Annotated in this window: 22 protein-coding genes; 14 read left to right on the top strand and 8 right to left on the bottom strand. The window is 68.7% G+C overall.

The window, feature by feature from the left end; all coding sequences use genetic code 11:
• Window positions 1-24 precede the first annotated feature (24 nt).
• The 6 genes from QOZ81_RS05975 to QOZ81_RS05950 all read left to right on the top strand — a co-directional run bounded on the left by QOZ81_RS05975 (window position 25) and on the right by QOZ81_RS05950 (window position 7299).
• Window positions 25-381: an antibiotic biosynthesis monooxygenase family protein gene (locus QOZ81_RS05975; protein WP_291200131.1), complete on the top strand. Its 357-nt coding sequence runs from the start codon at window positions 25-27 to the stop codon at window positions 379-381.
• Window positions 382-463: 82 nt separating this feature from the next.
• On the top strand, window positions 464-1135 hold the full coding sequence (locus tag QOZ81_RS05970) for a hypothetical protein (protein ID WP_291200134.1): 672 nt from the start codon (window positions 464-466) through the stop codon (window positions 1133-1135).
• A gap of 34 nt (window positions 1136-1169) precedes the next feature.
• Window positions 1170-3536, top strand: a complete 2367-nt coding sequence (locus tag QOZ81_RS05965) for a M4 family metallopeptidase (RefSeq protein WP_291200137.1) — start codon at window positions 1170-1172, stop codon at window positions 3534-3536.
• Window positions 3537-3544: 8 nt separating this feature from the next.
• Entirely contained in the window at window positions 3545-4207 is a 663-nt protein-coding gene (locus QOZ81_RS05960; protein WP_291200140.1) for a hypothetical protein, read from the top strand.
• Between the two features lie 27 nt (window positions 4208-4234).
• Entirely contained in the window at window positions 4235-6712 is a 2478-nt protein-coding gene (locus QOZ81_RS05955) for a M4 family metallopeptidase (RefSeq protein ID WP_291200143.1), read from the top strand.
• Window positions 6713-6789: 77 nt separating this feature from the next.
• A complete protein-coding gene (locus tag QOZ81_RS05950; RefSeq protein ID WP_291200146.1) occupies window positions 6790-7299 on the top strand; it encodes a hypothetical protein in 510 nt (169 codons plus the stop codon).
• Window positions 7300-7302: 3 nt separating this feature from the next.
• Here QOZ81_RS05950 and QOZ81_RS05945 read toward each other — a convergent pair whose 3' ends face one another.
• Both QOZ81_RS05945 and QOZ81_RS05940 read right to left on the bottom strand, forming a co-directional pair.
• Window positions 7303-8331, bottom strand: coding sequence for a DUF2911 domain-containing protein (locus tag QOZ81_RS05945; RefSeq protein ID WP_291200149.1), 1029 nt, complete (start codon window positions 8329-8331; stop codon window positions 7303-7305).
• A gap of 105 nt (window positions 8332-8436) precedes the next feature.
• Window positions 8437-10998, bottom strand: coding sequence for a DEAD/DEAH box helicase (locus QOZ81_RS05940; RefSeq protein ID WP_291200152.1), 2562 nt, complete (start codon window positions 10996-10998; stop codon window positions 8437-8439).
• A 60-nt stretch (window positions 10999-11058) separates the two neighbouring features.
• Between QOZ81_RS05940 and QOZ81_RS05935 the strand changes: the two genes are divergently transcribed.
• The 3 genes from QOZ81_RS05935 to QOZ81_RS05925 are packed head-to-tail and all read left to right on the top strand — an operon-like array spanning window position 11059 to window position 13054.
• Window positions 11059-11658 carry a HutD/Ves family protein gene (locus QOZ81_RS05935; protein WP_291200155.1) on the top strand — a complete coding sequence of 200 codons (600 nt, stop codon included), beginning with the start codon at window positions 11059-11061 and terminating at the stop codon, window positions 11656-11658.
• A 23-nt stretch (window positions 11659-11681) separates the two neighbouring features.
• Window positions 11682-12530, top strand: coding sequence for a CvfB family protein (locus tag QOZ81_RS05930; RefSeq protein ID WP_291200157.1), 849 nt, complete (start codon window positions 11682-11684; stop codon window positions 12528-12530).
• A complete protein-coding gene (locus QOZ81_RS05925; protein WP_291200160.1) occupies window positions 12527-13054 on the top strand; it encodes a M48 metallopeptidase family protein in 528 nt (175 codons plus the stop codon). The genes QOZ81_RS05930 and QOZ81_RS05925 overlap by 4 nt, the downstream gene beginning before the upstream one ends.
• 2 nt (window positions 13055-13056) lie before the next feature.
• On the opposite strand, the gene QOZ81_RS05920 is transcribed toward QOZ81_RS05925, so the two are convergent.
• The 5 genes from QOZ81_RS05920 to QOZ81_RS05900 all read right to left on the bottom strand — a co-directional run bounded on the left by QOZ81_RS05920 (window position 13057) and on the right by QOZ81_RS05900 (window position 18262).
• A complete protein-coding gene (locus QOZ81_RS05920) occupies window positions 13057-15993 on the bottom strand; it encodes a helix-hairpin-helix domain-containing protein (protein ID WP_291200163.1) in 2937 nt (978 codons plus the stop codon).
• A 151-nt stretch (window positions 15994-16144) separates the two neighbouring features.
• On the bottom strand, window positions 16145-16600 hold the full coding sequence (locus tag QOZ81_RS05915; protein WP_291200166.1) for a DUF2442 domain-containing protein: 456 nt from the start codon (window positions 16598-16600) through the stop codon (window positions 16145-16147).
• A complete protein-coding gene (locus tag QOZ81_RS05910; protein WP_291200168.1) occupies window positions 16578-16820 on the bottom strand; it encodes a DUF4160 domain-containing protein in 243 nt (80 codons plus the stop codon). The genes QOZ81_RS05915 and QOZ81_RS05910 overlap by 23 nt, the downstream gene beginning before the upstream one ends.
• On the bottom strand, window positions 16817-17998 hold the full coding sequence (locus QOZ81_RS05905) for a Y-family DNA polymerase (RefSeq protein ID WP_291200170.1): 1182 nt from the start codon (window positions 17996-17998) through the stop codon (window positions 16817-16819). The genes QOZ81_RS05910 and QOZ81_RS05905 overlap by 4 nt, the downstream gene beginning before the upstream one ends.
• 75 nt (window positions 17999-18073) lie before the next feature.
• Window positions 18074-18262 carry a hypothetical protein gene (locus QOZ81_RS05900; protein WP_291200173.1) on the bottom strand — a complete coding sequence of 63 codons (189 nt, stop codon included), beginning with the start codon at window positions 18260-18262 and terminating at the stop codon, window positions 18074-18076.
• Window positions 18263-18374: 112 nt separating this feature from the next.
• Here QOZ81_RS05900 and QOZ81_RS05895 point away from each other — a divergent pair, with 112 nt between their 5' ends.
• From QOZ81_RS05895 to QOZ81_RS05885, 3 genes are all read left to right on the top strand, one after another.
• Window positions 18375-18929, top strand: coding sequence for an RNA polymerase sigma factor (locus QOZ81_RS05895; protein ID WP_291200176.1), 555 nt, complete (start codon window positions 18375-18377; stop codon window positions 18927-18929).
• A 2-nt stretch (window positions 18930-18931) separates the two neighbouring features.
• On the top strand, window positions 18932-19657 hold the full coding sequence (locus QOZ81_RS05890) for an anti-sigma factor family protein (protein WP_291200179.1): 726 nt from the start codon (window positions 18932-18934) through the stop codon (window positions 19655-19657).
• 68 nt (window positions 19658-19725) lie between these two features.
• A complete protein-coding gene (locus QOZ81_RS05885) occupies window positions 19726-20307 on the top strand; it encodes a hypothetical protein (protein ID WP_291200182.1) in 582 nt (193 codons plus the stop codon).
• A gap of 214 nt (window positions 20308-20521) precedes the next feature.
• On the opposite strand, the gene QOZ81_RS05880 is transcribed toward QOZ81_RS05885, so the two are convergent.
• Complete coding sequence (locus QOZ81_RS05880; protein WP_291200184.1) at window positions 20522-20956, bottom strand: molybdenum cofactor biosynthesis protein MoaE; 435 nt, start codon at window positions 20954-20956, stop codon at window positions 20522-20524.
• 54 nt (window positions 20957-21010) lie between these two features.
• On the opposite strand from QOZ81_RS05880, the gene lat reads away from it, so the two are divergent.
• Together lat and rnhA are read left to right on the top strand one after the other, a co-directional pair.
• A complete protein-coding gene (gene lat, locus QOZ81_RS05875; protein WP_291200187.1) occupies window positions 21011-22351 on the top strand; it encodes an L-lysine 6-transaminase in 1341 nt (446 codons plus the stop codon).
• On the top strand, window positions 22348-22788 hold the full coding sequence (gene rnhA, locus QOZ81_RS05870; RefSeq protein WP_291200190.1) for a ribonuclease HI: 441 nt from the start codon (window positions 22348-22350) through the stop codon (window positions 22786-22788). The genes lat and rnhA overlap by 4 nt, the downstream gene beginning before the upstream one ends.
• Window positions 22789-22820: the final 32 nt, after the last annotated feature.

Below are 22820 nucleotides of genomic sequence, written 5' to 3'. Positions count from 1 at the left end.
CCCACCGAGAGGAAAACCCGGCCCATGAGACCCAGCCCCAAGTCCAGCGTGAAGGTCATGAGCGCCCTTCTGACCGCCCGCCCCGAGAAGCAGGAGGAATTCCTGCAGACGCTCCAGAGCCTGAAGCACGACATCCAGCAGCAATCCGGCTGCCTGGAGTGCACCATCGGCCAGGAGGCCTCGGGCGGCCCGGAATTCTTCATCTTTGTGGTCTGGAAGGACCTGGCCCACCTGGAAGCCCACCTGGACTCCGAGGCCTTCCGCATCCTCCTGGGGGCCACCAGCGTCCTCACCGCCCCCGCAGGCTTCCGCTTCATCGCGGCGGACTCGGCTTTCTCCCCCCAGGGCTTCCTGGGTCGGAATCGCCGGGCCGTGAGCTAGATCCCCCCCCCGTCCTTCCCCAACTTCACCCTTCGCCCCTGGATCGTCTGAATCCGCCGGGGCCCCTTCCAAGAGGACCATCATGCGAAAGCTCGGCTTTCTGATCCCGGGGTTGCTGCTCAGCCTCGCCTTGGCTTGTGGCGGGGCGAGCCACACGACCCCTGCGCCCACCCCGCCGGCTGCGGCCACGGGACTGGCCTACACCGATCCCGCCGGCACCGGCTGGCGCCTGGTCAAGGATCCCGCCTCCACACCCACCCGCCTGCTGCTGAACCTGGTGGGTCCCTCCGGCCTGCTGACCCGCGGGGCCGGCTTCAACCTGAAGGCCCCGGCTGCCATCAAGTTCGGCGACTTCACCGAGACCACCTTCCCCATCAAGGACCTGGGCGTCTACAACCTCTGGAACACGGATCCCTACCCCTATGACGGGTCCGTGGCCGTGGGGTCGGATCCCCTGGAGCCGCGGCTCCTGGCCGGCGGCGTCAAGGCCGGCAACGTGCTCACGGTGGGCATCTTCCAGAAGGACCGCCGGGCCACGGCCAAGGATTCCGGACACCCGCTCTGCCAGATCGCCCTGGAGTACGACGCCTCGGCGGCCCTGAAGGTGGGCGACGTCATCGCCCTCGCCATCACCAAGGCCAAGCACATCCCCGGGGACATCGGCGCCTTCAACGGTGACCCGACCCTGGAGATGGTCCAGAAATCCGTGATGCAGGACATGACCATCGCCGTGGGGGTGCTGCGTGGCAACTGAGCGTCCAACCCTTCCATCCCTCAAAGGAGTCTCCATGCCCGGCTCGTTCCGACGCCCGCTGACGGCGCTGGTCTTCACCCTGGCCGTGGGCGCGTCCCTGGCTGGCGCCCAGCCCATGTCCCCCTCCGCGCGGACCTACCACCTGGCGCAGCAGCCCAGGCGCGCGGCGCTGGCCCAGGACCACCTCATGGCCCAGCGGACCAGCCTCGGCCTCGGCGAACGGGAAGCCTTCACCCCGGTCCACACGTTCACCAACGCCGAGGGCGAGACCGTCGTCCGCCTTGACCACACCTTCGAGGGCCATCGCGTGCTGGGCAGCCAGGCCATCGCCAAGGTGCCCCTGGGCGGTGCCGTCCAGGTCCACACTGGGAAGGTCCTTTCGGGCATCCAGGTGGCCGGCGAGCCCACGCTCTCCGAGCGCACCGCCACCGCCATCGCTCTCCGGCACCTGGACGCCAAGGGCCCCATGAAGGGGGTCCCCCGGGTCGAGCGCGTGCTCTTCCCCGCGAAGTTCCTCGGGGGCCTCGCGACCACCGTGGATTCCGAGACCGGGAAGACGCTGCTGGACCGCAAGCACTCGGTCCACGCCAGGCTCGCCTCCCCCTACGTCTGGGCCTACGAGGTGCAGACCCGCCTTGACAACCCTGAGGACGGCCCCAAGCAGCTGACCTACTTCATCGATGCACGCACCGGGAAGATCCTCCGCATCAACGACCAGCTCGAACGGCAGGCCGTGGCACCCAGTACCGGTACCGGCAAGGGCCAGTACAACGGCACGGTCTCCATCCCCACCAGCCAGATGCTGGACGGCACCTACGCCCTGTTCGACCCCACCCGGGGCGCCCTGCCCAACCCCGAGCTGCAATGGTATGCGGACGACGGCTCAGGCTGGAGTCCCACCGGGTTGCAGGTCTGGTACCAGCAGAACGACGCCGCTGGCAACAACACCTGGTCCTCCTTCCTCTTCCAGGGGAACCTGACGAACAACTGGGGCGACGGCCTGCCGTTCACCGCGTACGGCCAGGAGGGCGGCGCCAACGGCCAGAGCATGGGCGTGGATGCCATGTATGCCCTGACCCGGACCTGGGACTTCTACAACAACGTGTTCTCCCTGAACGGCATGGACGGAAAGGGGACCACCGTCTACGCCAAGGTGGGCATGACCGGCGACTGGTACCGGAACAACGCCTACTGGGATCCCTCCAACATGTCCATCAACCTGGGCACCGGCACCCCCACGGGTTTCGGGGCCTTCACCGAGTTCGACGTGATCGCCCACGAAATGACCCACGGAGTCACCTCCCACACGGTCAAGTTCGTGAACTCGGCCGGGTACGAGGAGGCGGGCCTGAACGAGGCCACCTCCGACTTCTTCTCCCAGATGGCCAAAGCCTACGTCACCGGAGACGGGGGAAGCACCATCCCCGACTCGGGCACGGATTGGAAGATCGGTGCCGGGGTGGGTCACGGCACCCCGATCCGCTACCTGGACAAGCCCAGCCTGGACCAGCGCAGCGTCGACGGCTGGTACGACGGCGTCCACTACATGGACGGCCACTACTCCGCCGGCGTGCTGAACCGGGCCCTCTACTTTCTGGCCCACGGCGCCTCCGCCACCCCCGGCGACCCTGACTACAGCCCCTACCTGCCCCAGGGCATGAAGGGCATCGGCAACGAGAAGACTGCCCGCATCTGGTTCAAGGCCGTCACGGAGCTGCTCTACAGCGGCGGCACGGGCTCCGTCACCTTCATGGATGCCCGCAAGGCGGCCATCGAGGCTGCGCTCCAGCTCTACGGCGAATGGGCCGGCGGCTGGGGCATGAACAGCCTCGTTTCCCACGCGGTGGAGAACGCCTTCGGCGCGGCCAACGTGGGCCTCAACTACGCCGAGACCTCCCGCACCCAGGTGCTCTTCGCCGACTGGCGGAACAACGACTACATCTCCCGCACCCACTTCGTGGACACCGGGTGGAACCGGTCCCAGTTCCTGCCCGTCGGGGAGCGGGTCGTCCCCCGGATCACCGTGCTGAACAACGCGAACACGGCGGTCACCTGGAGCCTGGGCGGCCCCTCCCTCTACAACGGGTCCAGCCATGCCAAGGGCGGTGTGATCAACGCCGACGGCAGCTGGACCACGCCCTACGAGCTGGGCTGGTACCACATCACGGCCACCAGCAAGGCGGATCCCAACCAGTTCGCCGAAGGCAAGGCCTTCCTCATCCACATGGACACTGACCAGGACGGCGAACAGGACGCCCTGGACCTGGGTCCCATCGCCTTCTCCTGGTACCTGGGCAAGGTCCTGAACCCGTCCCATTCCATGTTCGAAGCCACCCTGATCGACGATGGCGACATCGCCGCCTTCGCCGACGCCATGCGAGCCACCTGGTGGGTCAAGTGAGGAATCCCATGCGAACCCGATCCCTTTCCCTGTTCTCCGCTGCCCTCGTCCCTGGCCTCGCGCTCGCCCTCGGCCTCGCCTGCGGCGGCGGTTCCCACACGGCCGCCCCGGCTCCCGCCCCCGCCCCGGCTCCTGCCGCCTCCGGCCTGGTCTACACCGACCCGGCCGGCACCGGCTGGCGCCTGGTCAAGGACGCCTCCTCCACCACGACGAAGATCGTGCTGAACCTCGTGGGCCCCGCCGGACTCAAGACCCGCGGTGTGGGCTTCAACCTCCAGGCCCCGGCCGGCGTGAAGTTCGCGGCCTTCAGCAACGGGCTTCCCATCCTGGATTCCGGCGTCTACCAGCTGACGGCGGCGGGCTCCACCGACCCCAGCGAGCCCCTCGCCATCACTGGTGGCGTCAAGAAGGGCAACCTGCTGTCCGTCGGCATCTACCAGAAGGATCGCGACCAGCCCGCCCAGGATTCCGGCGCCACCCTCTGCCAGATCGCCCTGCAGTTCGACGCCACGGCGGCCCTGAGCACGGGGACCACTCTCAGCCTCAGCATCCCCAAGGCCAAGGTCATCCCCGAGGACATCGGCGCCGTCACCGACGACGCCTGGACCCTCGACAAGAAGATGCGCATGACGGACATCTCCATCGCCGTCGGCACCCTGACCGCCCACTGACCGCTTCCCGAGACCCAAGGAGTTCCCATGCTTCGATCCTTCATGCGTCCGGTGCCGGCCCTGGTGCTCGCCCTGGCCGCCGGCGCCGCGCCCCTGGGCGCGGCCAGCCCGACCCTCACGCCCGCCCAGCTCGCGGCGGCCAAGGCCCAGCAGCCCACCCGGACCGCCCTGGCCCAGGCCAGTCTCACCCAGCTGGCCGGCCAGCTCAACCTCGGCCCCTCGGCCGGCTTCCAGCCCCACCATGCCTCCACCAACGCCCAGGGCCGCACCATCGTCCGCTTCCACCAGACCCATGAAGGCCATCGCGTGTGGGCCGGCGAGGCCATCGCCCACGTAGAGCCCGACGGCCAGGTGCGGACGCTCACCCAGGGCCTCAAGCCCCAGGTGGCCCTCGCCAGCGCCACCGCCCGCCTGAGCGCGGACGAGGCGAAGGCCATCGCCCTGAAGAACCTCGCCCCCAAGGGCGCCATGCCCCAGTCCCCCAAGGTGGAGCAGGTGGTCTTCCCCACCCGGTTCACCGGCGGCCTGGCCACCCGGATGGACCCCATCCGGCACCAGGAGGTCTGGGACAAGCAGATGAGCATCTGGACCAAGGCGCCCGCCGATGCCTATGTGCTGGCCTACGAAGTGCGCACCCTCCTGACCAATAAGCAGGACGGCCACCAGGAGATGTGCTACATCATCGACGCCGGCACCGGCGCCATCCTGCGCAAGTGGAACGCCCTCCAGGGAGATGCCCCGGCCCAGGGAACCGGCGCCAGCTACTACCGCGGCACGGTGCCCCTCTCCACCACCCAGGCCGGGGACGGCACCTACGCCCTCATCGCCAAGGACCGCGGCAGCCTGCCCAATCCCTTCGCCATGGCGCAGGGCGTCAACTGGACCGGCCTCACCCTCGCCTACGGCTCCATCGACCTGAACACCGGCAACTTCAACATCAATCCCTACACCGGCCATGCCACCAACCAGTGGGGCAGCGGCCAGCTCATGCCCTTCCCCTACGACTTCAACGCCACCTGGGACTGGTGGGACTGGTCGCACTGGTGGGCCGGCTCCCTCATCGAATACAGTCCGGACGGCATGTCGGCCTGGCTCCAGGGCACCCTCTCCCCCGATGGGGAGACCACCGCGGTGGATGCCCACTACGGCCTGAGCACCACCTGGGACTTCTACAAGAATGTCTTCGGCCGGAACGGCATCGACGACCTGGGCTCCTCGACCTTCGGCGCCGTCCACAACATGAGCTACGGAAGCGCCGGCGTCGTGCCCTACTCCGACAACGCCTACTGGGCCCCCTGGTACTTCGGCATGGTCTTCGGCGATGGCAGCTACGGTGCTCCAGGAGCCCCTTATGTGGGCTTCAAGGCCCTCACCGAGCTCGACATCACCGGCCATGAGCTGAGCCACGGCGTCACGGAATACTCGGCCAACCTCATCTACGACGGCGAGTCCGGCGGCCTGAACGAAGGCAACTCGGACATCTTCGGCAAGATGGTGCAGGCCTATGCGGACGGCGGGGCGGCGGGCGCCACCATTCCCGACTTCCCAACAGGCGACCTGACCAAGTGGGAGGTGGGCCGCAACTCGGGACCGAGCACCGCCGAGCCCCTGCGCTACATGTACCGCCCCAGTCTGGATGGCGCCAGCGCCGACTGCTGGTTCGACGGCATCGAACTCATCGACGTCCACTACAGCAGCGGCCCCCTGAACCGGTTCTTCTACTTCCTCAGCTGCGGCGCCTCCAGCACACCGGCCAGCACCACCTACAGCCCCTACTACCCGCCGGGGCTCGCGGGCATCGGCAACGACAAGGCCGCCCGCATCTGGTACAAGACGCTCACCGAGCACCTGGTCCCCGATGCCGACTTCATGGCGGCCCGGGATGCCTCGATCCTCTCCGCCAAGGAGCTCTACGGTAATGGCGCCGACTGCCCCGAGTCCCTGGCCGTGACCAAGGCCTGGTCCGCCGTGAACGTGGGCCTGGCCCCCGGTCAGGCTCCCCGCGTGGGTGTGTCCTTCCCCGTGGTCAACGGCGCAGGGAGCTGGCTCGATGCCAATGCCTCCCCCTCCGGCGTCCTGAAGAAGGTCCAGGTCTTCCCCACCCGCACCAACGTGCAGATCGTGGCCAACGTGGTGAACACTGCCAACAAGGCCCTGACCTTCACCACCCCGAAGTGGGAGGGCTACGCCCCGGCCGGCACCATCAAGGCTGATGGCACCTGGACCACGCCGGACTGGACCTACTACTTTGAACTCCTGAGCGTGAAGGCCACCAGCCAGGTCGATCCCAGCCAGTTCGCCAGGGCCCAGATGCTGCTGATGGATCTGGACTGCGACACCGACGGGGACATGGATGCCGTCGATCTCGGCGCTACCGCCATGAGCTGGTACAAGGAGGGCGCCTACTTCGACACGCCCAACCCCTTCGCCCGCGTGGCCGGCGGCGGCGACTGGGACGTCGTCTTCTTCACCCAGGCCTTCGCCAACGCCTTCCCGGTGAAGTAGCCCGCAGCCCCATCCCCGCGCGAAGGCGCCCCCGGGTTTTCCGGTGGCGCCTTCGCTTCGGGTGGAGCTCCCTTCCCGTGCCCGAAAGGTTCCGCATGACGCATTTGTGTGCCTGGTGCCAGCTGCCTGCGCCCATCCCCCTGGGTGGGGTCGAGGCCGCAGCCACCCACGGGCTGTGCCCCACTTGCCTCCTGGCCTTCGAGCGCCAGCAGGGCACCGAGGTCCTGGCCTGGATTGAAGAAGTGTCCCACCCGGCGGTGGTGGTGGATCAGGAGGTTCGCATCCGGGCGGCCAACCAGCCCGCCTGCGACCTCCTCCACACGGATTGGGTGGCCCTCCTGGGCAGGCCCCTCTGCGAAGTCCTCGGCTGCGAAGCGAGCCATGCCCTCCGGGGCGGCGAGTCCCGGTGCGCGGTCCACAGCCTGGTGGACCGCACCTTCCTGCTGGGTACCAGCGGCGCCACTGCCCTGGCCGCCGTGAGGGAGGACAGTGATCCGCCAGGTCTCTTCGCCGGGCACCTCATCACCTCCCTGCGGGCCGGCGAGGTCGTGGCCCTGCGCCTCGATCGCCTGGTGCCAAGCGCCTGAACCCTACTTCAGCTTGGCCAGCTCCTCCTGAATGCGGGCGCGCTGGTCCTCGGCCTTCACCTTGTCGAGGGCCTTCCTGTAATTGGCTGCGGCCTGGGCCTTGTCACCCTTGAGACCGTACGCCTCGGCCAGGCTGTCGTAGGTGTTCCAGGAATCCGGGTGCTCCTTCACGTTGCGCTGGAAGAGGACGATGGCCTCATCGATCTTGTTCTGGCCCAGCAGCCCGTAGCCCGCCTGGTTGACCTCGACCTCGGTGGCCACGGTCAGGGCCCTGGCCCGCAGCGTCTCGGCGCCCTTGGCGTCGCCCTTCTTCTCCAGCAGGGCGGCCTTGGTGCGCAGACCAGCGTAGGTCTCCTTCATGGCCAGGGAGCGGTCCACCCAGGCCAGGGCCTCGTCCAGGTTCGTGTCGTTGCGAGCGCACCAGCCCGCGGCGGCACTCCAGGTCTCGGGGAAGAACTGCCCCAGGCCCCGCACCTGGTTCCGCAGGCTGGCCACCACCACCGCCTTCGTATCCACCTCGATGGGGATGGGCACCCGCAGCTGCTCCCAGCGCAGGGAAAGGGTGACGCCCTTGTCGGAGGGATCGTCGAAGGTATAGGCCAGCCGCTCCGTGGCTTCGGCGGGCACGGGCGTCACCGTCACCTTGGCCACGTCCTCCTTCGCGTCGTAGCTGTAGCTGCCCCAGCCCTGGGACTGGCTGCTGAACATCACAGTCCAGGTGGTGGCCGTGGGCAGCATGTGGAGGCCGTAGCGCCCCGCGGGCAGCGTGGTGCCGCCCACGCGGATGGGCGTGTCGAAGGCGATGACAGTGTTCTCGTCAGCCCCGGCCCGCCAGACCTTGCCGTAGGGCACCAGCCCGCCCCACACCTTGCGGCCCTTCACGGCCGGGCGGTGGTAGGTCACCTCGATGTCCGTCAGCCCCACCCGCTGCTGCACCTGGGCCCGGGGGCTGGCCACCGGCAGGACCAGGGGCGGCGCCTGGGCGAAGAGGAAGGGCGCGGTTGCGAACAGGGCCACAGCGATGCGGGTCATGGGACACCTCCGGGGAGCATCCTGGACCCGATGGCGCCTCGGCGGGGCGGCAAGTGGGGCGACCGGTGGGATTTCGGGGGCGGATCCTGCGGGCCAACCCCGGCCCTACCGGAACTCCCCGCACCTCACCAGCTGCAGCACCGCCTGCCCCGCCTCACGGCTGGCCGCCAGATCCACTTCCAGTTCGAGGGCCCAGTCGTTGAGTTCCCCGGTGTCCACGAGCATCTGCTGCACCACGAGGAAGCGCGGGTCGCCGGCCTTGGGCTGCACGTAGGTGTGGCGCTGGTTGCGGCCTTCGGGATCGAGGCGCGGGCCCTGATGCGTGGCGGTGTAGGCGCTGAAGGTGGCCTTGAGACGCTCCGCCGTCCAGGGCTCGCCCTCGCCGTCTTCGGGCGTGACGCCTTCGCCAGCAGCTTCTCCCAGCACGGCCTCGGCCTCCTCCCAGTCCTCGGTGGCGCAGGCGTGGAGGAGGGCGAAGAGACGGGCGCGGATGGCCGCCATGAAGGCCTTGCGGTCACGGGTGATGTCCTTGGCGGCTTCCTCGGCGCCGGGGATGGCCAGGGCGGTTTCGGCGCGGATGAAGTCGGGGTTCTGCATGCGCTCCCAGGCATCCAGCAGGCTGGAATCCACCTGTTTGAGCATGGCCGAGAGATAGGCCTCCATCTCGCGCACCTCGTCGGTCTTGAAGGCGTCGGGCACGGTCTTCGACAGCACCTTGAAGGCGCTGTTGATGTGGCGGAGCAGCAGGCCCTCCCCCCGCTGCAGCTCGTAGGTGCGCACGTAGTCGGCGAAGCTCAGGTAGCTTTCGAACATCTCCCGCACGATGGACTTGGGGCGGATGTTCTCCTGACCCACCCAGGGATGCTTGTCGGCGAACTCGTTGAAGGTGGTGTAGATGAAGTCGCGCAGGGGCTTGGGGTATTCCAGCTTCTCCAGCTCCGCCATGCGCTGCTCGTACTCGATGCCCGCCAGCTTCATCTCGGCCACGGCCTGGCCCTTCAGCTTGTGCAGCTGGCTGCGCAGGATGAAGTCCGGGTCCTCCAGGATGCTTTCCACCAGCGTGATGAGGTCGAGCGCGTAGGTGGGAGAGTCCACCTCCAGCAGGGGCAGCGTGTCCAGCAGGTAGAGGCTCAGCGTTTCGTCCATGCCGAAGTCCGCCTGCAGGTCGGCGTTCACGCGCAGCTTGCGACCGAATTCATCGGGCGGCTGGAACTCGACGATGCCCCGCACCACCAGCGTCTTGAAGAGCTGCCAGCCCCGGCGGAAGTGGGCGGCCTTCTGATGCTCGGTCTCGTGGCAGTCGTGGATGAGGTGGCGCATGGCCTGGCAGCCGTCGCCCCTGCGACTCAGCACGTTCAGCAGCATGCCGTGGTTCACCTGGAAGCGGCTCACCAGGCGCTCGGGCGCGGCGGCCTGCAGCTTCTCGAAGGTGGACTTGTCCCAGTGGGCGTAGTTCCGCTCGGGGGCGGGGCGCTTCACGAACTTCTTCCCGGGCTTCTGCGACAGGCGGAAGTTCTCGATGACGTGCTCCGGGGCCTGGGCCACCACGTAGCCCACGGTGTCGAAGCCCTTGCGGCCCGCGCGGCCCGAGATCTGGTGGAAGTCCCGGGCGCTGAGGATGCTCGTCTTCTGGCCGCCGTACTTGCAGAGCTTGGTGAAGAGCACTGTGCGGATGGGCACGTTGATGCCCACGCCCAGCGTGTCCGTGCCGCAGATGACCTTGAGCAGGCCCTTCTGCGCCAGGCGCTCCATGAGGATGCGGTACTTGGGCAGCAGGCCCGCGTGGTGCAGGCCGATGCCCATGCGCAGCCAGCGCTTGAGGTCGGGGCCGTAGGGGCTGTTGAACTTGAAGTCGCCGATCTCCGCGGCGAGGGCCGTCTTCTCCTCGCGGGACGTGACAGCAAGGCTGGTGAAGTCCTGGGCGCTGGTGGCCGCCTCGGCCTGCGTGAAGTGCACCAGGTAGATGGGCGCCTTGCCCTCCTCCAGCAGGTGCTCCAGGGTGCTGCTGAGGGGAAGCTCTGCGTAGGTGAAGCTGAGCGGCACGGGCCGGTCCGTGCCCTTCACCGTGACCGTGGGCCGGGCGTTGAGTCGGGTCAGCTCGGTCTCGAAGAAGCTGGTGTCGCCCAGCGTCGCGCTCATGAGCAGGAAGCGCGTCTGGGGCATGGCCAGCAGGGGCACCTGCCAGGCGAAGCCCCGCTCGCGGTCCGCATAGTAGTGGAACTCGTCCATGACCACATCCAGCACGTTGGCCTCGGCCCCTTCGCAGAGGGCCATGTTGGCCAGGATCTCCGCCGTGCAGCAGAGGATGGGCGCGTCGCGGTTCACCGTGGCATCCCCCGTGGAGAGGCCCACGTTCTCGGGCCCGAACTCCTGGCAGAGAGCCATCCACTTCTCGTTGACCAGGGCCTTGATGGGGCAGGTGTAGACCGAGCGCCGCCCTGCAGCCAGGGCCCCGAAGTGCAGGGCCGAAGCCACCAGCGACTTCCCCGACCCCGTGGGCGTGTTGAGGATGACGTTCTTCCCCTCGAACAGCTCCAGGATGGCCTCCTCCTGGGCGGGATAGAGGCCCAGCCCCTTGGACTCCGCATAAGCCAGGAACGCCCCCAGCAGGGCGTCAGGCGAGGTGTCCCCGTGGGGTGGCAGGTGGTCGAACAGGGACAGCGGCATGTACGGACTCCGTTCCCATCATCTCAGGGGAAGCGCGCCGCCCCATGAGAAGCTGTCTTCATGCTGCATCTCCGCCCCTCCGACTACCGCGTCATGCCCTGGAAGGATGGAGGTGGCAGCACGACTGAAATCGCCATCGAACCGGCGGGGGCGAGCCTTGCGGAGCCGTTCCTGTGGCGGGTGAGCTCGGCGCGGGTGGAGGCCTCGGGGCCCTTTTCACATTTCCCGGGCCGGGCGCGGCTGCTGACCCTGCTGGAAGGGTCGGGGCTCATCCTGGACATCGAGGACCAGGGCCGCCAGCGGCTGAAGTTCCCGGGGCAGGTGGTGGCCTTTGCCGGTGATGCGAGCGTTCACGCCACGCTCATCCAGGGACCCTGCGTGGATTTCGGGGTCATCAGCGATCCCAGCCAGGTGAAGGTCACCCTCGAGTGGCTCAACCTGGACACGGAGGCCACCGTCATCACCGTGGCCCCCACCACCCTGCTCTTCACGCCCTGGGGGCCCGTCCGGGTGGACCCCCTCGGGGTGGAGCTCGCACCCAGGGACTGCCTCCGGCTCGGGAATGCCCCCGCCGCCACCGAGGCCCCCGGTGCGAAACTGGGTGTCCGGGCGGCCACGGGCACCACGCCCCTGGTGCTCGTGTCCATCTGGCCCATCTGACCCTTTTTTCTCCGGACGACCTGATGGCCACCCTCGGCACCCTGAACGATCTGAAGGTCCTGCGCCTGGGGCCGGAGGGCGCGTTCCTGGATGGCGGTCCCGAGGGGCCGATCCTGTTGCCCCTGGAGCAGGTGCCCCCGGCCCTCGAACTGGGCCAGGCTCTGCGGGTCTTCGCCTACCGGGAGGACGAAGGCCGCCTGGTGGCGTATCTGCGCCCGCCCCTGGCCCTGGGGGGCGAGGTGGCCTTCCTGAAGGTGGTGTCCGTGAACCCCGCCGGGGCCTACCTGGACTGGGGCCTGCCCAGGCCTCTGTTCATGCCCTGGAAAGAGGTGAAGCACGAGGCGCGGCGCCTGGTGAAGCCCGGGAACAAGGTGCTGGTGTTCCTCTTCTCCGACGAGGCGGGCCACCTGGCCGCCTCCACCCGCCTGGCGGACTTCCTGGTGGACGAGGCCGATGAATTCAAGGAGGGCGACAAGGTCAGTCTGGTGATCGGGGACCGCACCGATCTGGGCGTGCGCGTCATCGTCAACCACCGCTACTGGGGCATGGTCCACGACAGCGACCTGTTCTGCAACGTGAGCCGCGGCGAAACGAAGGAGGGCTGGGTTAAGGCGCCCCGCGCCGACCGCAAGTTGAGCCTTGCACTCAGCGCGCCGGGCTACGCCAAGGTGGGCACCGTGGCCCAGGCCCTGCTCGACACGTTGATCCGCCGCGGCGGCTTCCTGCCCGTGACGGACAAGAGCGCCCCCGAGCAGATCCACGCCCTGTTCGGCCTCAGCAAGAAGGTGTTCAAGCAGGCCCTCGGCACCCTCTACAAGGCCCGGCGCATCTCCATCGACGCCGACGGCATCCGGCTGCTCAAGACGCCATGACCTCCGCCCCGCCCCTGCCCTACCTGGAGGGCTACAGCCCCGCCGTGCAGGCCCGGGTGCGCGAGCTGCTGGCCCAGGATCAGCTGGGGCCCTACCTCGCCAGCCGCTACGGGGAAGCGCACAAGGTGCGCAACGACAAGGCCCTGTTCCTGGCCGCCGTGGAGCTGAAGGACCGCTTCATGCGGAACACGGCGCCGCTCAACAAGGTGCTGTACGACAGCAAGCTCCAGCTGCTGAGCCACGCCCTGGGCACGCTCACGGCGGTATCCAGGGTGCAGGGCAGCCGCCTCAAGGCCAGCCGCGAGATCCGCGTGGCCTCGGTGTTCCGCGACGCCCCGGCCGCCTTCCTGAAGATGATCCTGGTGCACGAGCTGGCCCACCTGAAGGAACGCGAGCACAACAAGGCCTTCTACCAGCTCTGCACCCACATGGAGCCGGACTACTTCCAGCTGGAATTCGACCTGCGCCTCTACCTGACCCACCGGGAGGCCAGCGCGGCGGCGGGGGTTGCGACGGGAGGGTAGGCTCAGTCCACCTCCAGCACCGCCAACCCATCCTGCTCGGTGGACCGGCCGCTGACGCAGACGATCTCACCCACGCGGAAGGGGCGCTGCCTTTTACGGATGGCGTCGGGGAAGGCGACGGCTTCGCAGAGGCCGGTCTCGTCTTCGAAGGTGACGAACTGCATGCGCTCGTTCTTTTCGGTGGCCACTTCCTTGTCCGCCACGACCAGAGCCCAAAACCTCAACCGCTGATTCGGCTTCACCACCTCGGCGGCCCGACTGGACCCCCCACCCTTCCGCACACGGGCGAGTGCCGCGGGGTGCAGCTCCAGCGTGAGGGTCATGGTCGCCATCTCCAGGTCGGCGCGGTCGAAGAGGTCCGTGGGGCGCGGGCGCACGCCCGGGGGCACGCCGCCCAGCCGGGCCCACATGAGCCGCGTGCGATCACCATCCGGGGCCCAGAGGTCGAAGGCCCCGGCGGCGCAAAGCGCCTCCGCCGTGGTGACGCTGGGCTTCACCCGGCCCAGCAGGTCATCCAGGTGCTCGAAGGGGCCTTTCTTGTCGCGCTCCTCCAGCAGCCGGCGCACCTCAGGTTCCTGGGCGCCATGCACCTGCATGAGACCCACGCGCAGGGCCTGCTCGCCCTCGGCCGTGAAGGGCCAGGCGCTGGCATTCGCGTCGGGCCCGCGCACCACCAGGCGATGGCGGCGCGCATCGCCCAGGTAGGCGATGGCGGGGTAGTAGCCGCCCTGGTTGGTGATGACGGATGCGAAGAACACCGCCGGGTGGTGGGTCTTGATCCAGGCGCTTTCGAAGCTCACCTGGGCGTAGCTGGCGGAGTGCGGCTTGCAGAAGGAGTAGCCCTGGAAGGTGCGGATCATGTCCCAGGATTCGTCCACCGTGGCAGGCCGCACGCCACGTTCGGCGCAGCCCCGCCGGAACCGCGCCTCGAAGAAGGGCAGCTTCGCCTCGCAGTCGGGCTTGCCCAGCAGCTTGCGGAGCTGGTCGGCCTCGTGGTGGCTCCAGCCCGCCAGCGCCACGCAGACCTTGATGACATCCTCCTGGTAGACCAGCACGCCGAAGCTCTCGGAGAGCAGCTCGTTGAAGACCGGATCGCTGGGCTCCCAGACCTCCTCGCCGCGGCTGCGCTTCACGTAGCGGTCCACCCAGCGGTAGGCGGCGGGGCGGATGAGGCTGCTGTGGATCACCAGGGTCTCGAAGTCGCCCTTTCCCACCCGCTGCTGGAGCTGGCGCGTGGCGGGGCTTTCGACGTAGAACACGCCGATGCTGTCGCCCCGCCCCAGCAGGGCCTGGGTATCGGCATCCCCCCGGGAATGGGTGCCGGGATCCTTCGGCACGCGGTCCCCCAGCACCTCGTAGGCATCGCGGATGACGGCGAGGCTGCGGTTGCCCAGCAGGTCGATCTTCACCAGACCGTAGTTCTCCACGCCGTCCTTGTCCCAGGTGGTGGTGGAGACGCCCACCTTCGCGGGCGCGGGCTGGAACGCGGCGTGCTCCCACAGGGGCCCGGGCGTGACGATGGTGCCGCCGGGGTGCACGGAGAACTGGTGGAAGTGGCCTTTCAGCATGCGGGCCTGGCGCAGGATCGTATCCCAGGCGGGATTCTCCGACGCGCGTTCCAGCCCGCCTTCCCAGCCGCGCACATAGCGGGCCAGCTGCTTGAGTTCACTGTCGGGTCGCCCGTGGGCCTGGGCCACGGCCCGCAGGGCGCCCTTGGCCTTGAAGAAGGCGTGGTTGGAAACCACGGCCACGCGGCCGCGGCCGTAGCGCTCGAACACGGCCTGGATCACCTGGTCGCGCTCATCCCAGGCGAAGTCGATGTCCATGTCCGGCGGATCCTTGCGCTCCTTCGTGAGGAAGCGCTCGAACATCAGGTTGGTGGCCACGGGATCCACGTTGCTGAGGTCCAGGGCGTAGCCCACCAGCGAGGCCGCGCCACTGCCGCGCCCGCAGATGCGGGTGGGCAGGCCCTTGTGCTTCAGCGCCAGCACGATGTCCTGCACCAGCAGGAAGTAGCGGGCGAAATTCATGGCGGTGATGAGGTCCAGCTCCTGCTCCATGCGTACGAGGGCCCGGCCGCGCAGGTCTTCGGACGACTCGGCGTACTTCTCCGTCACGCCCCTCCGCACGCGCTCCCGCAGGAGGGCGTCGAGGTCCGCGGCCTCCTGGTCCAGCGGTTTCGACACCTCCCATTTCCCCCAGTGGATCTGCCAGCCCGAGATCCGCTCCAGCACCGCGGCCGTGGCCCTTTCCACGGCGGGTTCGGCAAACGGGAAGCGCGCCTCCCATTCGCCGCGAGGCACGGCGGCCTCGGCGGGCTGCCACAGGGCTTCGGTACGGAGGAAGGTGGCCTGCTGGTCGATGGCCCGCTTGAGCCGGTGCATCTCCAGGCCCTCGGCGGTGCGGAAGCGCAGCGCCTGGGGCGCCACCACCTCTAGGCCCGCGGCCAGGGCCTTCCGGGCCTCCTGCACACGGCAGGGATGGGCCAGCAGGGCCGCGTCAAAGCCTTCACGCAGCAGGGCATCCAGGCCCGCGAGGTCGTCGGCCAGCAGCACGCAGTCGCGGGGCGGTTCCGGCGCGCCCAGGCCCGGGATGGCGGGACCTGGCGCCGCATCATGGGTCTGGGCCGTGAGCAGGCGGTTGAGCGCGGCGTAGCCGGCATCGCTGAAGGGCAGTGCCCCGTACCCATGGCCCCGCCAGGTGAAGCGGCAGCCCAGGTGCAGGCGGAAGCCCGTCCACTGGGGATCCGGTGGCAGACCTTCGAGTTCGCGGGACTTGTGGATCCACTCCAGCGTGTCGCGCAGCTTCGGATAGCCCGCCATGCCCTGGTCCCAGCAGACCAGGTCGCGGTAGCCGAAGCGTCGCGCCAGCGACAGGAGCTGCTTCGCCGGGTAGACGCCTTCACCAATGGAGAAATCGGAGATGCCGAGGGCGAACATGGGGCTCGATCACACGAAAGAAGAGAAAAAGCTCTCAACGCAAAGACGCAAAGACGCAAAGACGCAAAGACGCAAAGATAAGGTCTTCCTTGGCGCCTTCGCACCTTTGCAATGCTCTTTTCCAGATGGGTTGTCTGTCGGCTCGTTCCCGTCAGGGCTGCCAATCCATGGGCAGGCCGCAGGCTTCGAGGACGGCATGGAGGTAGGGGGTTCCGATGCGCAGGGCGCCCCGCTCGGCGAGGCTCACCAGGGCCTGGGAGCGGCCCATCCGCTCGGCCAGCTGCGCCTGGGTGAGGCCGGCTTGGCGGCGGGCGGCCCGCAGTCGCGGAGCCAGGGCCTTCGCCCGGGCATCCACCTCGGGGGCGCGGCGGCCCTCCAGCAGTCCCTCGATGGAAAGATCCTCGTCCAGGCGAAGCCAGTGGATGCCTGTGCCACGGCCCGTGAATCGCCAGTCCGCCAGATCCCCGGCGGGAGCCGCCGCCAGCCGTGGGAAGAAGGCCAGCGGGCAGGCCAACTCCCGACCGTCCTGGAGCTGGACGACCAGCCGGCCCCGTTCGAACCAGAGATGCGTGGCGCGGGGAGGCTCAGGGTTCGCCAAAGTGCTCATGCCAGGCCTCGATGAAGCTGTCTCGATGGGTCATCACGATGGCCACCACCCGCTGGAGATCCCGGGGTGTGAGGCCTCCGGCGTCCGCGATGGCGCCATCATGCAGCCAGATCTTGGCAATGGCATCGTCGCGTTCGATGTGGACATGGGGTGGCTCGCGGGGTTCATGACTGTAGAAGAAGAACCGGAAGGGCCCTTCCCGGTGGGGGGTGGGGGTCATCGGGCCTCCATCAATATTAGGCTATTATTGGCTTGTTTCAAGACCCCTCCGACCCACCCCGGCAGCACGGCCCGGTCCGGGAAGCGATGGCGCAGGCGGGCGAGGGCGGGTTCGAGGCGCTCGAAGCGCTGCTGGAGCGGGTCCTGGAAGAGGCTGCGCTCGCGGCCCAGGCCCCAGGCCAGGCGCAGCTCCACCTCGCGCACCAGGAGGCGCCGGGGGGCGCCCGCGAGAAAAGCCTGCTGGAGGCGTCGGGCCAGGATCAGGGGCGGGGCCGTCAGATCCTCCGGCGCGGCGTGCCAGGCGTGGGGTTCGCCATCCACATCCCACCAGCGCAGCACCAGGTGGCGGGGATGGCGGGCATCGGACCAGAGCCAGTCCAGGCAGCGGGCGGCCAGGGCCACCTCCTCGGGCAGGCAGGGGGGCTGGAGGCGCCAGCCATGGCGGGCGTGGCCGGGGCGCTCCGTGAGCAGGGGCAGCTTGGGCCGGTCCTCGCCCCGCACCCGGGCCTGGAGGTCCGGCGCCACCTTGGGATGGGTCAGCTCCGCCAGCACCGGCAGGGGCACGGGCTGCAGGTCGCCGAAAGACCGCAGGCCCAGGCGGTGGAAGCGCTCCCGGGTGCGGGGGGCCAGATCGGGCAGGCGACGCAGGGGCTGGGGGGCCAGGAAGGCGCTCTCGGCGCCGTCCGCCACCAGCTCCAGCTGGTGCTCGATGCGGGCGGCGAGCTGCGCGGCAGTGGCGCTCAGGGACAGGCCCCCGTGGCTGGCCCAGCCGTGCCGCTCGGTCAGCTCCCGGCGCATGCGCTGGGCCGTGTCCGCCAGAGGACCGAAGATGCGCTGGGTGCCCTGGAGCTCCACCAGGGCCTCGCCCAGGCGCCCCAGCTGGCCCTGGGGCGTCCAGTGCTGCAGGAAGTCCCCCAGGCTGCCCTGGGCCTCCCACCAGACCTGGGGGGCCGGATCCAGCACCTTCAGACCCGGCGCCACCCGCAGGGCCTGATCCAGGGGCAGGCCCGGGGCCAGCCCCTCGGCCCGGCCCAGGCGGTTGACGAACCAGAGGCTGGGCGAGCGGGGGCTCTCGGGGTTCAGGAAGGCCAGGGGCCGGTCCCGCAACGCCCCGTCCCGGCCACAGGCCAGCTGGAACGGCAGTTCGGGAACCCACATCGCCAGCACCGGAACCTCCAAGGGGGATCCAAGTATGGCGAAATTTTAGCGAAAAACAAGGTGCCAGGTTTTTCTCAAAAGATCGCGCCGCGCTCCCTACTTCCCCTTGTTTCCCCCTCGCTGGTGGGCGATGGCAGTGCGGGCGGGGCGGATGCTCTGTCGTTCCGTGAGGCGCGCGATGGGGCTGGCTTCCGGGTGCTTGGCCCCGGGGATGGGCTCCTTCGTGGTGGCGCCGACTGCCGCGATGGCCTTGAGGAGTGCCGGGGGGACGATGGGTTTGGCCATGCCTCATTCTAGGACCTGTCAGGAAAGCCAGCCGCGAATGGGTCCACCGAACCTTTCCGATCCTCCTGCGTTAATGATCCAGAGGCCCCCTGCCCCGGAGCATGAAACCCGAATGGAACTCCCCCAGCTGCTGGATCTGGTTCGACGCGGCGACGAGCTGGCCTGGGAGGCCTTCGTCCGACGGTTCCAGTCCCGCGTGTTCGGGCTGGCGTACCACTACACCGCCCACGCCGAGGATGCGCGGGATCTGGCCCAGGAGGTCTTCATCCGCATCTACCAGCACCTTGCCGGGGTTCCGGGCGAGGACGGCTGCCTGCCCTGGATCATCCGCATCACCCGCAACGCCTGCATCGACCACCTGAGGCGCCGGAAGGCCCGCCCGCCGCTCTGGGATCTGCCCGCCGACGAGATGTTCAACCTGCGGTCCACGGACCGGAGTCCCGAGGAGGCCCACCTCGAAGCGGTCCGGAAGACCATGGTGCACCGCGCCCTCCAGGAGCTCACCGACCTCAACCGGGAAATCATCCTGCTCAAGGAGATCCAGGGCCTGGGACTGGAGGAGATCGCCGCCATCCTCGGGGTTCCCGTGGGCACGGTGAAGTCGCGCTCGCACCGCGCCCGGGTGGAACTGGCCCAAAGGCTGGTGGCCGTGGGCATGGGGGCCTGACCATGGACGAGACCTCCATGCAGCCCCTGTCCCCCGACCCCGAGGCTGCCCCCCTGGACCCCGGGGCCTCCCCGGAGCTGACCCGGGCCATCCTGGCCCGCACCTCCGGGGATCCCTGCCATCGCCTGCAGAGCCTGGCCTGTGATTTCGTGGATGGCACCCTGGAGGCCGGACAGGCCAGTCTGGTCCGCCTCCACCTCGGGCACTGCGAGGCCTGTTCGGCCCTGGTGGAAGCGCTGACCAGTCTGCGGACGGATCTGCCCGCCATGACCGAGGTGGACCCCGGTCCCTGGTTCACCCAGGCGGTGCTGCGGGCCACCCGGCACCAGCCCATCCGGCGGAGCGCCGACCTGCGCGGCCTCTGGTGGCGCCTCATGCACCGTCCCCGCATCTCCCTGGAGACGGCCTACCTGGGCGCGGCCGCGGGCCTGATGGGGACCTACCTGCCCCTGCCCGCCCTCGCTCCCAGGGTGCCGGCCCTGGTGCAGCCCCTCGGCGACTCCGCCCTGAGGGTGGCGGGCCAGGTGGCCCAGGCGGAACGCCGCACGTCCGCCTCGCTGCAGCGGAGCCTCCGCCCCATCGTCAGCCCCCGGCCGGCTCCGCGGCCGAGGGGAAGCCTCTGGCAGCGGCTGTCCTCCTGGATCAGGACCCGGCTTCAGGTTTTCCGGAGAACCCCGCCACCCCCGCCCAGCCCGGAAGCCAAAATGCCCCCCTCGGCGAACCCCTGAGGGCAGGGTTGCGTCTTTACCTCCTAGGCGCCTGAATCTGCAAACCCCATCCCCCACCTGGAGCATGCATGACCCCCCACCCGGACCTCGAAGCCACTCCCGAAGCGATGCCGAAACCGGCGCCCTACCTGCTGCCGCCAGGGACCCGTCCCGACTACTACCGGGATCCGCGGGCCAAGTCCCCCGTCTTGACCACCGTGCTGTCCCTCATGCCGGGCCTGGGCCAGGTGTACCTGGGCTACACCCAGCTGGGCTTCATCCACGCCGCGGTCTTCGCGTCCCTCATCGCCCTCCTGAGCAGCAACCAGCTGGGGCGACTGGAGCCCTTCGTGGGCATCTCCATGGCGTTCTTCTTCCTCTACAACCTGGTGGATGCCCACCGCCGGGCCCTCCTGCTGAACGAGAGTCTGGCGCAGCTGGAAAAGCCGACGCTGCCGGACGGCTTCGGCACGGTGTCCCTGGGCGGCCGCCTGGCCCTGGGGGTAGGCCTCATCCTGGTCGGCCTGCTCACCCTGCTCAACCTCCGGTTCGGGCTCTCCCTGGTCTGGCTGGAGCGGTGGTGGCCGGCGGCGCTGGTGCTGCTGGGGATCTACCTGGTGGCCCGGGCACTCAGGGATCGTGCCGCCTCGCAGGAATTGCCGCAGGCCTGAGCGCTGTTTTGGAAGCCTTCCGTCCCCCGACGCCCTCACCCAGGGATCGGGGGGCGGAAGGCTTCTGGGTCATCCCGACGAGGCCCGGTTTTACATCTGGAACCGGTGCGTGCACTCCACCCGGGGGTCCCGCTCTGCGATCCCGCGCAGCGGGGCGCAGGAGGACGCGGCGGGGCCGCGTCCGTTCGCGGGCGGCCAGAGGCAGGTCCTGCGCTCACATCTGGAAGCGGTGGGTGCACTCGACCCAGCTCTCGCTCCCATCCTTGTAGCGCTCCCGCTTCCAGATGGGGACGCGCTGCTTGATCTCGTCCATGATCCAGGCGGCGGCCTGGAAGCTCTCGGCGCGGTGGGCGCTGCTGGTGGCCACGATCACGGCGGCCTCGGTGAGGGGCACCACGCCGATGCGGTGGTGGACGGCGCAGCGGGTGAGGCCGTAGCGCTCGATGGCCTTCTCACGCAGCAGGCCCAGTTCCTTCTCGGCCATGGACGCGTAGGCCTCGTACGCCAGTTCCAGCACCGCACGGCCTTCGTGGTGATCCCGAGCCCGGCCTTCGAACAGAACCAGGGCCCCGGCATGGGGATCTTCCATGACACTTCGTAAAGCCATCGCGTCCAGAGGCGCTTCCTGAACCGCTATCCAGGGAATCATGCGTGTCTCCGCTTCAGGCCCAAACATACACTGAACCGTATCCAGAGGTTCGCCATGTCCAGCCAGCCCATCCATCCCAACGCCGTCTTCGACACCCTCGGCCGCCACATGCTGGTGGACGGGTTCCACCTGGTGATGGACCTGGAGAAGTCCCACGGCTCCTGGATCGTGGATGCCCGGGATGGCCGCAAGTACCTGGATTTCTATACCTTCTTCGCCACCACGCCCCTGGGGCACAACCACCCGCGCCTGCGGGAGTCGGCCTTCGTCCAGCAGCTGGGCGAGATCGCGGTCAACAAGCCGGCCAACTCGGACATCTACACCACGGCCTTCGCGGAGTGGGTGGAGGCCTTCGGCACCCACGCGGCGCCGGACTACCTGCCCCACCTGTTCTGGATCGACGGCGGCTCCCTGGCGGTGGAAAACGCCCTGAAGGCGGCCTTCGACTGGAAGGTGCGCAAGAACCTGGCGGCGGGCAAGGGCGAGAAGGGCACTCAGGTGATCCACTTCCGCGAGGCCTTCCACGGGCGCAGCGGCTACACGCTGAGCCTCACGAACACCGCCGATCCCCGCAAATACCAGTACTTCCCCAAGTTCTCCTGGCCCCGCGTGCCGAACCCCAAGCTGACCTTCCCCATGGATCTGGCGAAGATCGAGGCGGCGGAAGCCGAAGCCGTGGCCGCCATCGAAGCGGCCGTGGCCCAGAACCCCGACGACATCGCCTGCCTCATCGTGGAGCCCATCCAGGGCGAGGGCGGCGACAACCACTTCCGGGGCGAATTCCTGCGCAAGCTGCGCGTCCTGGCGGACCGTCATGAATTCCTTCTGATCTTCGACGAAGTGCAAACCGGCTTCGGCGCCACGGGCAAGTGGTGGGCGCACCAGTGGTTCGATGTGCAGCCCGACATCATCGCCTTCGGCAAGAAGAGCCAGACCTGCGGCATCGCCGCGGGCCGGCGCCTCGACGAGGTGGACTGCGTCTTCAAGGTGCCCAGCCGCATCAACAGCACCTGGGGTGGCAACCTGGTGGACATGGTGCGCGGCACGCGCATCATCGACGTCATCCGCGAGGAGAACCTGCTGGACCACGGCGTGAAACAGGGCGAGCGCCTGCTCAAGGGCCTGCAGGAGATCCACCGCGACTTTCCCGAGTTCACGTCGAACCCCCGCGGCCGCGGCCTCTTCTGCGCCATGGACATCGCCACGCCGGAGCTCCGCAACGCCGTAGTGGCCAAGGGCCACGACCTGGGCATGATGATCCTCTCCACCGGCGTGAACGGCCTGCGCTTCCGCCCCGCCATGAACCTCACCACCGAGGATCTGGACCTGGGCGTGGAGCTGCTCCGCAAGGCCGTGGCACAAGTGGCGGCCGCTTCTCCTACTCTGGTGGGATGAAGATCGAGCTCTACTGCGATGGCGCGTGTCTAGGGAACCCCGGTCCGGGTGGATGGGGGTACCTGCTGCGGGTGCACCTCGCCACGGGCACCCAGGAAAAGGAAGGCTCGGGTCCCGAGGCCGACACCACCAACAACCGCATGGAGCTCATGGCCGCCATCAAGGGCCTGGAGGCGCTCACGAAGCCCTGCCAGGTGCTGCTGCAGAGCGACAGCCAGTACGTGGTGAAGGGCATCACCTCCTGGCTGAAGGACTGGAAGCGCCGCGGCTGGAAGAAGGCGGACGGCAAACCCGTGCTGAACGCAGACCTCTGGCAGGCCCTGGACGCACAGCTGGCCCGGCATCACGTGGAAGCACGCTGGGTGAAGGGACATGCCGGCCACGCGGAGAACGAGCGCGTGGATCGGCTGGCGAACGAGGCGGCCCAGTGGGCATAAGACGGGCCCCATCGCAGGGGCCCGTCGTCAGG

This window comes from Geothrix sp., assembly GCF_030219325.1.
GTDB lineage: Bacteria > Acidobacteriota > Holophagae > Holophagales > Holophagaceae > Geothrix.
Note: the sequence above shows the minus strand (reverse complement) of the source record. Positions and strands in the feature narration are given on the sequence as shown.